Annotated in this window: 12 protein-coding genes; 5 read left to right on the forward strand and 7 right to left on the reverse strand. The window is 65.1% G+C overall.

Going from position 1 to position 12338, the window contains the following annotated elements:
• Window positions 1–21: 21 nt before the first annotated feature.
• From C2L66_RS33080 to C2L66_RS33090, 3 genes are all read right to left on the reverse strand, one after another.
• Window positions 22–864, reverse strand: a complete 843-nt coding sequence (locus C2L66_RS33080) for an HTD2 family dehydratase (protein WP_060610388.1) — start codon at window positions 862–864, stop codon at window positions 22–24.
• Between the two features lie 124 nt (window positions 865–988).
• Entirely contained in the window at window positions 989–1906 is a 918-nt protein-coding gene (locus C2L66_RS33085) for an ATP adenylyltransferase family protein (protein WP_060607772.1), read from the reverse strand.
• A gap of 12 nt (window positions 1907–1918) precedes the next feature.
• Window positions 1919–2404, reverse strand: coding sequence for an adenosine-specific kinase (locus C2L66_RS33090; RefSeq protein WP_060607774.1), 486 nt, complete (start codon window positions 2402–2404; stop codon window positions 1919–1921).
• Between the two features lie 216 nt (window positions 2405–2620).
• Here C2L66_RS33090 and C2L66_RS33095 point away from each other — a divergent pair, with 216 nt between their 5' ends.
• From C2L66_RS33095 to C2L66_RS33105, 3 genes are all read left to right on the forward strand, one after another.
• Window positions 2621–2872: a hypothetical protein gene (locus C2L66_RS33095; RefSeq protein WP_054932030.1), complete on the forward strand. Its 252-nt coding sequence runs from the start codon at window positions 2621–2623 to the stop codon at window positions 2870–2872.
• Between the two features lie 127 nt (window positions 2873–2999).
• Window positions 3000–3509, forward strand: a complete 510-nt coding sequence (locus C2L66_RS33100) for a hypothetical protein (RefSeq protein WP_060607777.1) — start codon at window positions 3000–3002, stop codon at window positions 3507–3509.
• Between the two features lie 244 nt (window positions 3510–3753).
• A complete protein-coding gene (locus C2L66_RS33105) occupies window positions 3754–4701 on the forward strand; it encodes a DMT family transporter (RefSeq protein ID WP_054932032.1) in 948 nt (315 codons plus the stop codon).
• Between the two features lie 27 nt (window positions 4702–4728).
• Here the strand turns inward: C2L66_RS33105 and C2L66_RS33110 are convergent, their stop codons facing one another.
• Genes C2L66_RS33110 through C2L66_RS33125 form a run of 4 tightly spaced genes read right to left on the reverse strand, consistent with a single transcriptional unit; the run spans window position 4729 to window position 9750 of the window.
• Window positions 4729–5484 carry a phosphatase PAP2 family protein gene (locus tag C2L66_RS33110; protein WP_060607780.1) on the reverse strand — a complete coding sequence of 252 codons (756 nt, stop codon included), beginning with the start codon at window positions 5482–5484 and terminating at the stop codon, window positions 4729–4731.
• The gene (locus C2L66_RS33115) at window positions 5481–6338 is read right to left on the reverse strand and encodes a metallophosphoesterase family protein (protein ID WP_060607783.1); all 858 of its coding nucleotides are present in this window, start codon (window positions 6336–6338) and stop codon (window positions 5481–5483) included. The genes C2L66_RS33110 and C2L66_RS33115 overlap by 4 nt, the downstream gene beginning before the upstream one ends.
• Window positions 6335–7333 (reverse strand): diacylglycerol/lipid kinase family protein, encoded by a 999-nt coding sequence (locus C2L66_RS33120; RefSeq protein WP_060607785.1) that lies wholly within the window; start codon window positions 7331–7333, stop codon window positions 6335–6337. The genes C2L66_RS33115 and C2L66_RS33120 overlap by 4 nt, the downstream gene beginning before the upstream one ends.
• Window positions 7330–9750, reverse strand: a complete 2421-nt coding sequence (locus C2L66_RS33125) for a penicillin acylase family protein (RefSeq protein WP_060607788.1) — start codon at window positions 9748–9750, stop codon at window positions 7330–7332. The genes C2L66_RS33120 and C2L66_RS33125 overlap by 4 nt, the downstream gene beginning before the upstream one ends.
• A gap of 314 nt (window positions 9751–10064) precedes the next feature.
• Between C2L66_RS33125 and C2L66_RS33130 the strand changes: the two genes are divergently transcribed.
• On the forward strand, window positions 10065–11162 hold the full coding sequence (locus C2L66_RS33130) for a nucleoside hydrolase (RefSeq protein ID WP_054932040.1): 1098 nt from the start codon (window positions 10065–10067) through the stop codon (window positions 11160–11162).
• Between the two features lie 159 nt (window positions 11163–11321).
• Window positions 11322–12338, forward strand: coding sequence for an alcohol dehydrogenase (locus C2L66_RS33135; protein ID WP_054932037.1), 1017 nt, complete (start codon window positions 11322–11324; stop codon window positions 12336–12338).

Raw genomic sequence — 12338 nt, forward strand, 5'->3', positions numbered from 1 at the left:
TGCGGTTGCGGATTTGTAGATTCAGGCGAGCGTCGCGCGCGCCGTCATGGTCAGCCAGCCTTCGTGGTCCTTCGACCAGAGTTCGACCGTCTTGCCGTCCGCCGACGGCTGGCCGCACAGATGAAGGGCGTTGCCCATGAAGCTCGGACGCATCGCCTTGTAAGAGAATTCGAGTACCTTGCCGTCAGGGCAATGCCTGCGCAGCAGATCCATCAGCAGCGTGGCGATCAGCGGTCCATGCACGACGAGATTCGGATAGCCTTCCACCTGCGTCGCGTAGGGCTTGTCGTAATGGATGCGATGGCCGTTGAAGGTCAGTGCCGAGTAACGGAACATCAGCACTTCATCGGGGACGATCTGCCGGTGCCATTGCGCGGAATCCGGCGCGGCGGTTGGCGCGGGAGCGGGCGCGCCAGGTGCGGCCGGTTCGCGGTACACGATGTCCTGTTCTTCGTCGATTGCAAGGGTGCCCTCGCAATAAATGCGGTGCTTCACGGTGACGAAGCCGAGCTTGCCCGTGCGGCCTTGCTTCTCGCTGACGTTCAGGATCGACGATTCGCGCGTGATCGCGCTGCCGACCGTCACGGGCGCGTGAAAGCGCAGGCGGCCGCCCGCCCACATGCGGCGCGGCAAGCCGAGGTCGGGAAGAAAGCCGCCTTTGCGCGGATGACCGTCTTCGCCGATCTCTGCCTGCGCGACGGTCGGGCGGAAGAAGATCCAGTGCCAGAGAAGCGCAAGGGCGTCGCCGGGAAGGAGCGGCGCGTCGTAGTCGAGGGTGGCGCCCAGCGCGACGGCCGAGGTAGGCACGACGATATCGGTGGCGATTACGGTTTGCGTAGCGGATGCAGTGGACTGCGCGGTCATGCCTGTCTCCGTGGCCGGCATTCGCCAGCGCGTTCGTTCTCGGGTTCGTTCCCGGTATGCAGAGATTAGGCGAAGCCCGAAAACGGCGGAAATACCAGTTTCATGTGCCAGTCATAAGGCGATCCTATTGCGGCCAGGGCAGGCCGGCGCGTTGCAGCACGGTCATCGGGCCGAGCCGCTCGATCGACGCCCGGTGCGCCGCGTCGCGCACGAACAACGATCCGGCGAACCCCAACGCGTTCACCGACACGCCCTCGACATGTTCCGCCGATCTCGGAACGAGCAGCATCCACTCGCGCGTGACGAGCAGGTTGTACGGCGACGATTGACATCGCGCGCCATTGGCCTCGATCGCGCCGATACCTGCTGCCCCGAGCAACGTGTGGTAGCAGGCAAGCGCCGTTCTGGCGGTATCGGCGGGCTCCGGGGCATTCGACGCCATGCGCGCGAATGCATGACGAAACGGCAGGCCCGGCACGCGCATCGCTGGCCCATCGGCGACGGCTTCGGCGAGCAGCGGCGCGACAGGCACGGACGGCGCGGCGTCGCCGAGCGGCAGCGGCACGATCTGCAGATGCTTGTGCGGCTGACTGGCGCCCGCCTCGGGGCCGCCATTGTAAAAACCGATGCCGTCGAATTCGGCCATGCAGGCCATCAGCGCATCGAAGTCCGCGAGATCGAGCAGCGCTTCCTGCCGCTGAAAATCGCGCGTGACGATCAGCAGATGATGATCGATGACGTTGAACTTGTTGAGCAAGGCCAGATGCGTGTCGGTGATATCGGCGACGAACAGGTCGGGCTCATACGGAAGAAACGGGTTCGGGGCAGGACCTTTCTGCGTTTGCCGTTCGCGCGCCTGGCGGCGCTGCTGCTCCTTGCGCGCGAGGCTCGACACCTGTCGCACGACGAAGCGGACAACGCCGCTTTCGATCACGGTCTGGATGGTATCGACAGGTTTCAGCGCGCCGCAGCGCAGCGCGTGTTCGGTCTGCCGCTCGATCGCGGGCCACAGCGTGCCGGGCGCAAGATGTCGATGTGCCATTCGGGTTGCGGGTCAAAGTTTATAGCCGATCGTGCGCAACAGATCCTTGCGCCACTGCACGTCTTCCGCGCCTTCGACACCGAGCGGCGAAAACCCGTCTATCACGCCGACGATGCCCCGGCCCTGATCGGTTTGCGCCACCAGCACCTCGACGGGGTTCGCCGTCGCGCAAAAGATGCGGCACACCTCGGGCACGGCCTTCAGCGCATTCAGCACGTTGACGGGGAAAAAGCCGTCGCCGAGAAACACGAAGAAGCTGTGGCCCGCCGCGACGTTCAGCGCGTTCTGGCTGGCCATCTCGACGAGCGCATCGTCGGTGCCCGAGCGCCGCACCAGACGCTTGCCGGACGCTTCGCAGAACGCGAGGCCGAACCGGATGCCGGGCACGGCGCCCGCGAGCGTCTCGTGGATATCCTCGACGGTCTTGATGAAATGAGATTGCCCGAGAATGAAGTTGGTCGTTTCGGGCTTGACGACGGTGACGGCGGACAATTGCATGGCGGACCTCGCTCCGTTGCGGCAGAACGCTGGTGATAGATGCGCGTCGAGCTTGTTCTAGCCTAGACGCAAGCTCGCGCAAGGGAAAGCCGGCGCGTTGCAAGACGATCCTCTGATTGATCGGGAACGGCCGCGGAAACATCGCGATACAAAATCGACACGATGCTTACCGGGCTGGCTCAGGTGCGCGCCCGTCAATGTGGGAGAATCGGGGACATGAAAACGCCCAGAATTTCAATCATCGTGGCCATGCTCGCCGTGGTCAGCCCGCTGGCGCATGCGAGCCTCGCGAGCGGCGCTCATCAGTTCAAGACCGACGCGAAGACTGCTGGCCGGGAGACCGGGCACGCCGTTCGCGACGGCGTGCATGCCGTCGGACACGGCGCGAAAGCGGCAGGTCATGCGGTGGCCGACGCGACGAAGCACGGCTATCACGCCACGAAGAAGTTCGTGACGGGCCATGGCTAGGTGCCGCATTGCAGCATGCTGAACGGCATGTGATTGCGTCCCGCTGAAAGGCCCATTCAGGCGTACGATTAGAGGCATCGCCCCGTTGCATCCGTTGCCGGATGCCGCCATTTGACGGAGAGCCGATATGAGACGCCTTTATTTCATTGCCCCGGATACGCTGACCGCGAAAGCGATCGTCGACGACCTGCTGCGCGCGCGAATCACATGGCGGCACATCCACGTGCTCGCGAATCACAGCGTCGCCCTCGAAGAATTGCCACAAGCCTCCTTGCTGCAAAGCAGCGACGTCGTGCACTCGCTGGAGCGCGGCGTGGCGCTTGGCGGCGTGACGGGCGCGCTGCTCGGACTCGTGGCGCTTGTCTATCCGCCTGCGGAGCTGGCCATCGCGGGCGGCGCCGTCGTCATGCTGACCGTGGCGGGCGCCGGTTTCGGTGCCTGGACGGCCACGATGATCGGCGTCAACGAGCCGAATACGCAGCTCGAACGTTTTCGCGATGCGATACGCGACGGCCAGTTGTTGATCATGGCGGACGTGCCCGGATCGCGCGAACATGAAATCGAGCAATTGATCGCGCAGCATGTGCCGCGCGCCGATCTCGAAGGCGCGGAACCCGCCTCGCCGATCTTTCCGTAGTGCGCTTTGACGCGTTCCCGCGCGCCGGCGGCGATTCGACAACGCAGTCCAAATGGTTGACAATCGTGTGCCTTGCGCGCGGGGAATGATCGGGTAACCGGCTTCACACATTCATCGTGAAGGCGTGCTGCCGCCTGACACGCGGCATCATTGGCCGGTCCCGCCGCGCTGTCCCGATTCACGCGAACCACGCTATGCGACGCCACAAGAGCGCTGTCGCGCAAGATCTGCTGACAACTATCCAATGAGAAAGACTCTGGACGGCCTCGCCGTTTCAAGCATGGTGATGCTGTGCCTGATATGGGGACTCCAACAGGCGGCCATGAAATCGATCGCGGCCGACGTCGCACCCATGCTTCAGGTATCGCTGCGCTCCGGGGTTGCCGCCGTGCTGGTCTGGGTGTTCGGCCGGCTGATCGTGCGCGACACGTGGCTCAAGGGCGTTGCGCTCGGGCCGGGCTCGCTGGTCGGCGTGCTGTTTGCCGCCGAGTTTCTGTTCGTCGCGGAAGGCCTGCGCCTGACCACGGCGTCCCACATGGCCGTGTTCCTCTACACCGCACCGATGTTCGCGGCAGTCGGCTTGCAGATCGTGCTGCCCTCCGAACGCCTGACGCGCATCCAATGGACAGGCATCGCGATCGCCTTCGTCGGGATCGTGGTGACCTTCGTCGGGCCGGGCGCGGGAGGGGGAGCAGGGCCGTCGGCGCCGAACTGGATGCTGGGCGACCTGCTGGGCATCTGCGCGGGCGCCGTGTGGGGTTTGACTACCGTGGCCGTGCGCGCGTCGCGCCTGAGCGAAGCGCCCGCCACGCAGACGCTGTTCTATCAACTGGTGTGGGCCTTCGTCGTGTTGCTGCCGTTCGCCGTGCTGTCCGGCCAGTCCACGTTTCATGGCACCGCGCTAGCGTGGGCGAGCCTCGGGTTTCAGGCCTTCGTCGTTTGCTTCTTCAGTTATGTTGCGTGGTTCTATCTGCTGAGAATCTATCTCGCGTCGCGGCTTGGCGTGCTGTCGTTCATGGCGCCGATGTTCGGCGTCGCGCTCGGTGCGCTGCTGCTGCACGAGCGGCTCGATCCGACTTTTCTCGTGGGCTCGGCGCTCGTGCTGGTCGGCATGCTGGTCGTCAATGGACGCGAATGGCTGAAGTTCGTGTTCGCCCGGCAGCGGCGCGACCGAAAAATCGGTTCGGCGTGAAGGTGAAACGCCGTGCCGCCTTCCGTCTCAGCCGACAGCGCGTCGCCGTAGCCACTCCGCCACGAGCACGCATGCGGTGAGCCAAGCTGTCGACGACATCGCACCCGCCAGCACATCGCTGGCGAAATGCACGCCGATGATCAACCGGCTCCACGCAATCATCCCGACAACCGCTACCGCGCCGAGCACCACGGGCAGCCGCCAGCGCACGGGCAGCGTCCGCACGAGCACATACGCGATCGCGCCGTAGGTCGCGAGCGAGCCGGAGGTGTGGCCGCTCGGGAAACTCCAGCTATGCACGGACGCGAACGCGGTGTCGTATTCGGGGCGCGCGCGCCGGATCAAGTGCTTCAGCGTCATGTTCAACAGGCCGTTGCCGCCCGAAGCCGCGGCGAGCGTGCAGGCGAGCAGAATGTGGCGCGTCGACAGCAGCGCAATGACACCCGCCGCGCAGCAGACGGCCAGCACCTCGGGGTCGCCAAGATGTGTCGCGACAGCGAAGACATGTTTGACTTCGCGTGGCACGGTAGCCCCGAGATCGAGCGCGAACGCGAGGTCGAAGCGGGTCAAGGCCGGATCGGTCAACAGCGCATGCGTGAGGGCCGCGAAGCACGCGGCCGCAATGACGATGACAACCACGCCCACGCGTATCGCGGCATCGAATGTCAGCATGCGCGCACGGGCCACCTGAACCGCGCCATACGCGATGCACGCCGCGACCAGCAACGTCGCCGCCATCAGTTCGAGCGCATGCCGGCCCGCGAAGCTCGCAAGCTCGATCATGGCGTTCCCGCCGCGCGCGCGGCAACGGGCGACAGCACTTCATCCGGGCCGGCGAGTTCCAGTTCATGCTCCAGCACGGGCACGAATGCGTTGCCGTTCTCGTCGTAGTCATAGCGGGCCACGACGGCCTTGCGTCCATTCGGATCGCCCGCGTCGTAGCGAATCAGATTGACCGAATTCGACATCTGCCCGCGAATGCGCGTCGATACAGCCGTGCCCGCCTGCACGGCCCACACGGGCCGCGCGATGTCCATGCGGCCCGCGAGGGGCAGCACGTAAGGCAAATGGATATGTCCGCCCACGATCAGATCGACACCCGCCTGCGCCCAACGCTGGATGGCGGGTTCGCGGCCGTGCAGCAGGTTGCGCGTGTCTTCCGCCGCGACGGACGCCACGGGATGATGCGTGACCACCACGCGCAGCTGCAACGGCGTCGCGCGTTCGAGCCGCCGCGCGGCGCGTTCGATCTGTTCCGCGGACACCTCGCCATCCGTGTGCCGCGCGCGACGGGTCGTGTTCAGCCCGATCACCAGCAGTTCGCGCGACTCGAACACGGGTTCGAGATCGGCGCCAAACACGCGCCGATGATTCGCATACGGATGCAGCACGCGCGCAAACAGGTTGAAGAGGGGAATGTCGTGATTGCCGGGAATCACCAGCGCGGGTATTGCGCCGAGCCGGTCGATGAACGCCCGCGCCGCGGTGAACTGGCTGCGCCGCGCGCGCTGCGTGATATCGCCGGACAGCACGACCAGCTCGGGCTGCTCGCGTGCGGCGAGTTGCAGCAAGGCTTCGACGACGCCGGGCCGTTCAGTGCCGAAATGCGGATCGGAGATCTGGAGCAACAGCGTCATGAGCGGTTCCGGGCGGCGACATCGGCCTCGGGTTTCAGCAGATAAAGGGGCGTGTCGCCGACACGGAATTCGAGCGGCATCTGCATATGCGTGACCTCGCCATCCATTGCGATTTTGACACGCCTGCGCCGCTTCGACGGACGCGTCACGGTGAAGCGGCGAAACGCGAAGGCGATCACGTTGTCCGCGTCGCTCATGCGGCTCAGCGCGCCGCGCAGCGACAGCACGATCTGCGCAATCCGGCCGGTCGCGCGCGGCGCCAATGCGACCAGCAAGCCTTGCGCCAGCAACGGCGCTTCCGCCGCGCCGACCTGTTCGAGCTGAAGCCGGTTGTTGGCGACGAACAGCGTCGAGGTGCGAATCTCCCGCATCGTGCCTTCGTGATCGACATGCAGACGCAGATGCCGATGCCGCCGCAACAGCATCGTGACGGCCGACCACAGCGCGACCAGCCGGCTGCGCCCGAATTGCCGCTTGTAGATTTCGCGGTGCTCGAGCATCTTCGGATACAGCCCGAGGCTCGCGTTGACGAGGAACATTCGGTCGTTGACGTAGCCGACCTGCACGGGATGCGCGCGCGCCGTCAGCAGCAGATCGACGGCTTGCGCGGGATCGGCGGGAATGCCGTGGTCGCGGCTGAAATAGTTGAAGGTGCCGCACGGCAGCACGCCAAACGCGCAGCCGCTGCCGATTACCGCCTGCGCGACGGCGCACAGCGTGCCGTCGCCGCCCGCGCCGACCACCGCGCCGCCGCGTGCCCGCGCAAGCTCGACTGCGCGTTGCGCCGTCGCGCCGAGTTGCGACGGATCATGGACCAGCATCAGTTCGTACTCGCGGTTCGCCTTGCCGAATGCGTTCGCGATCAACGTGGCCGTGGTCTCGCCCTGCTTGCGGCCCGAACCCGCGTTCATCACGATCACGAACGGCGCGCGCGCGTCCATCTGCCGGGCTTCGCCGTGTGCAGGGATGGTGGAGGGACGGGCGGCGGAGGTCATCGCGTCGATGCGCCGGGTATGAGATGAATGCGCGTTTGCGTCGCCTGCTCGACGGCGGCGCGCGTGTAGAGCAGCGGGAAATAGTCGCCGTTCAGCCACATCTGTGCGAGGTCGCGATAGTGCGGGCTGTCGGGATCGCCCGATTCGCCGGGCAGATTCACGGCGCGCGAGTTGTCCCAGTTGCCGACATCGACGATCACCCGGAACGACGGGCCGTTGGTCTCGCGAAAGTCGCTGGCCCGATACGTCGACTGGTTGGGCGTGTAGGCGCTGCCGCCTTTGCCCGTCGGTCCGACGTTGAGCTTCGCGCGCATGTCGGCGTCGACGAGATCGGCGAACGGATGCGCGTTGAGGTTGGTCTGCAGCTTGCCCCATTGCCATGCGCTCGCGTCCGCGCCTTGCAGGCGGACCATCTCGCGATACGCGTCGCCCAGGCTCGTCAGCAGGACGGCGTCGCGCCTGCCTTGCGCGTCGTCGCCGAAGCGTGCGTCGGGATGTTCGAGCGAATCGAGCATCACGGCCGTGTCGGGCGCGCTGAATGCATCGGCGGCGGCCTTCGGCAACACGGCATCCTTGAACGCGCGGCCAAGATGCCGCGACAGCCAGACTTCTTCCAGCGCCGCCTGCGCCGAATTCGCGCCCATCTGTGCGTCCCAGCCCTTGAGCAGCGCGAGCGCGGCACGCGTGTCGGCGTCGTCGGACGACAGCGGCGCGAGCAGGGCGACGAGCCGCCGCGCGGGAATCGACACGTCGTCGTTCTGCAGGCGCTCGCTATCTTCGATCGATACTTTCGGCGACGCCTTCAGCACTTCGTCGATGCGTTGATGGCGCGAGCCGTTGGTCCATTCGAAGCCGAGCTTGCGCTCTGCATAGGGGTAACCGTCGGGCAGATTCATTTCGTTCGACGTGGTGAAGTAGCCCTGCTTCGGATTGAACACGGAAGGCATCGCGTCGCGCGGCCAGAAGCCGGCCCATTCATAGCGCCCGTCGCCCGGCACGGGCAGCAGGCCGTCCCAGTTCGGACGCTTCGGCGCAAGACCGCTCGGCACCCAGCCGATATCGCCGTGCGTGTCAGCATAGACCTGATTGACGGTCGGCGCGCCCCATGTCGACAGGTCGTTCTTGAACTGCGCGTAGTTCTTCGCGCGCATGTAGCGCACGGAATCGAAGTAAGGCGACATGCCCGGCGCGAGCCACGCGGTGCGCACGGCAAACGCGCGATGCTTCGCTTGTTCCGTGTAGATCACGGGACCATGCCGCGTGAACGCGAGCTCAGCCGTGACGGGCGCGCTGCCGCGCACCGTGATCTGTTCGCGCACGATGCGCATCGGCTCCCAGCGCCCCTTGTAGCGGTATTCGCGCGGATTCGCGGGATTCAGTTCATAGACGTACAGGTCCTCCTGATCGATGTTGAAGATCGTGAGGCCGAACGCGATCGCGCCGTTATGTCCGATCGAAACCCCCGGTGCCGACGGCTCGCCGCCGCCGATCAGGTCGAGCGTCGGCGCGCTGATCTGCTGGATGTAGCGCAGGCTCGGCGCGGCATACGCGCGATGCGGATCGTTGGCCATGATGGCGCGGCCCGTTGTCGATTTGTCCGGCGAGATCACCCAGTTGTTGCTGCCTTCTGTGACTTCTTCGGGATTGTCGGCGGCGGCGATTACGGTTGTCGACGCGTCGGCGCTCTTCAACGAATCGCGTGTCACGTGCACGTTTTGCGTGGCGAGATTGAAGACCTTGAGGACGTTGTCGGGCAGGCAGGGATCGAGTCCTTCGGGCATGTGCGGTTGCCACTGCGGTTGCAAGCCGAAGCGGATCGAATCCGCTTCGAGTGTACTTTTGCACGCGACCTTCGCGCGCGCCACTTCGCTTGTCAGATTGCGCGTGAGACCGTGACTGCGGATGCGCACCACGTCGTCGGCGGACCACTTCGCGGGCCAGTAGCCGACCTGGCGAAACTCATACGGCAAACGGTCCGGATGGGCGGCGAGCCAGTCGATATACGCATTCACGCCCGCTGCGAAACGCGTCGCGACGGGTTTCGCGTCCGGCCCGTAGCGTTGCCATTCCACCGACATGTCGCCGCGATACAGAAAGAGCCGCGTCGCCTTGTCCTGTTCGACGTAGGCAGGGCCGAACACTTCGGCGAGTTCGCCGAGACCGCGACGCCGCCACAAGTCGATCTGGAACATCCGGTCGCGCGCGGCATTGAAGCCCTGCACGAAGAACGCGTCGTGCTCGTTCTGCGCAAAGATGTGCGGCACGCCCCATTTGTCGATGAGGATGTCGGTTGGGCGCGACAGGCCTTCCACTGTGATGGTTTCGTCGGGTGCGCCATCCGCGCGCGCCGGTTGAACGGACAGCGCGCCGAGCGCCGCGCATGCAAATATGACCGCGAGAGTGTGTCTTGCCTGCACTTGTTTCCTCCTTATGGTTGCACCGCAATGCCCCGATGTCTCCGTCGAGATGTTGACTCTACCCGACGATCTGCCGTTCGTTGAGCAGAACGTCACGTGTCTCGTGGTGCTTGCGGGCGCAACCTTCCGCGTGTGCATGCAACACGCATGAGCATCGGCGCGAAACGCACGTCACGAGCGGGTTTTGGCGTGAACGCGGGTTTGCTCGCGCCGGCTTTGCCACTATGATGAGCCTTCTGCCGACGCGGTCCCGATCGCGCCGCACGAACCCGAACTACAACAAGGAGACGCCGTTGAAGCGACTTTTCGTCACGATGTCATGTGCGGTCATGCTGGCGGGCTGCGGCGGAAATGGCGTCGCGCGTGATGCGCCGAAGGTGATCGTCGACAGCGACTACAACACGCTGAGCGACGACGGCCAGCTTGGCGTGATGGCCGCGCAATTGCAGGCGCAAGGCAAGATCGAGGTGCTCGGCATCACAGTCGTGTCGGGCAACCAGTGGCTCAGGCAAGGTGTCGCCGACGCGCTGAAGTCGATGGAGCGGCTCGGTGTTGGAGACCGCATTGGCGTGTATGCGGGCGCGAATTACGCGCTGGCGCATCCGTATGCGGAGATTCAGCAGGAACTCGCGCAATTTCCCAGCGGTGACGGCTATCTGGGCGCATGGAGCACGCCGGAGCCGACGTCCGATGCTCAACTCGTCGCGCCGCCTGACGGCTTCGCGACGCATACGCAAGTGCAGAGCAGGAGCGCGGTGGATTTCATCGTCGATAGCGTGAAGGCGAACCCGCACCAGGTGACGATACTCGCGATCGGTCCGCTGACGAACATCGCGCTCGCGACCAGACAGCATCCCGAGATCGTGCCGCTGATCAAGCAGATCGTCTACATGGGCGGCGCAATCGACGTGCCGGGCAACACCACGGCGACAGCCGAATTCAACTGGTGGTTCGATCCCGAAGCGGCGCGCGAAGTGCTGCGTTTGCCGATCAGGCAGACCGTGGTTCCCCTCGACGTGACCGACACCGTGAAGATGGACAAGACCATCTATGACCGCGTCGCGCACGATCCGAACAGACAGACCATCATCACGCAGTTGTTCAAGCAGTTGAACGGCTATGGTTTCGACGGCAAGAACGGTTTCGAAACCAATCCGAACTACACGACCGACATCTGGGACACGCTCACGATCGCGTGGCTGATGGACCCGAGCTTCGCCACGCAGACAGAAGAGCGCTGGGTCGACGTCGACACGAGCTTCGGCGCGAACGACGGCAAGGCGACGGGGTACGCAAGCTCGCCGCCGGCAGGGCTGCAGAAAATGACGATCATCAAGCGTTTCGATAACGCACGCTTTTTCGATTTCTATGTCGATCTGCTCACGCGGCCAGTGCCTGTGAAATTGCCGTGACGGAGGCGTCGCGTGTGAGCGTCCGCACGCGTCCCTTCAATTGCGCCTGCTCCATTGAGCACCTAGTATCCATGTCGGACCAGCCGGTTGCGTTGCGATGCGTTGCGAAAGCTTCGGAGGCCGCGCTGGCATGACTGTTCTTCGACTGGAGCAAATCCGATGCGAAAGATGAGAGCGGTACAGGTGAGCGGGCCGGGCGGCGCGCTGGAACTCGTGGAGCGCGACGTGCCGGCGCCCGGCGCGGGCCAGGTGTTGATCAAGGTGCAGGCGTGCGGCATCTGCCACAGCGATTCGCTGACCAAGGAAGGCCAGTGGCCGGGCCTGCAGTATCCGCGCGTGCCGGGGCACGAAGTCGCGGGCGTGATCGATACGCTGGGCGCGGGCGTCGAAGGATGGAAAGCGGGTGAGCGCGTGGGCGTGGGCTGGCACGGCGGACATTGCGGCCACTGCGCGAATTGCCGGCGCGGCTATTTCGTCGTGTGCGAAAAGGGACAGGTGCCGGGTATCAGCTACGACGGCGGCTATGCCGATTATCTCGTCGTGCCTGTCGAGGCGCTGGCGCGCATGCCCGAAGAACTCAACGACGTCGACGCCGCGCCGCTGCTTTGCGCGGGCATCACCACGTTCAACGCGTTGCGCAACAGCGGCGCGCGCGCGGGCGAGGTGGTCGCGATTCTCGGCATTGGCGGGCTGGGGCACCTCGGCGTGCAGTTCGCGCGGCGCATGGGCTTCAACACGGTCGCGATTGCACGTGGCGAGGACAAGGCGCCGCTCGCGAAGCAACTCGGCGCGCATCACTACATCGACAGCCGCGCGCAGAATCCCGCCGATGCGCTCAAGGCGCTGGGCGGCGCGTCGGTCATTCTGGCGACGGTGACCAGCGCCGACGCGATGACGGCCACGCTCGGCGGCCTCGCGCTGAACGGCAAGCTGATCATCCTCGGCGTCGCGGACAAGCCGATCGAAGTGCCGCCCGTGCAGTTCATCATGGGGCGCAATGCGGTGCAGGGCTGGCCGTCCGGTTCGTCGGCCGATTCCGAGGACACGCTCGCGTTCAGCGCGCTCGCCGACGTCAAGCCGATGATCGAAACCTATCCGATCGAACGCGCCGCCGAAGCGTATGACCGCATGATGAGCGGCGCCGCGCGCTTTCGTGTCGTGCTGACGATGAACTAG

Origin of the sequence: Paraburkholderia caribensis (genome assembly GCF_002902945.1) — a bacterium.
GTDB classification, from domain to species: domain Bacteria; phylum Pseudomonadota; class Gammaproteobacteria; order Burkholderiales; family Burkholderiaceae; genus Paraburkholderia; species Paraburkholderia caribensis.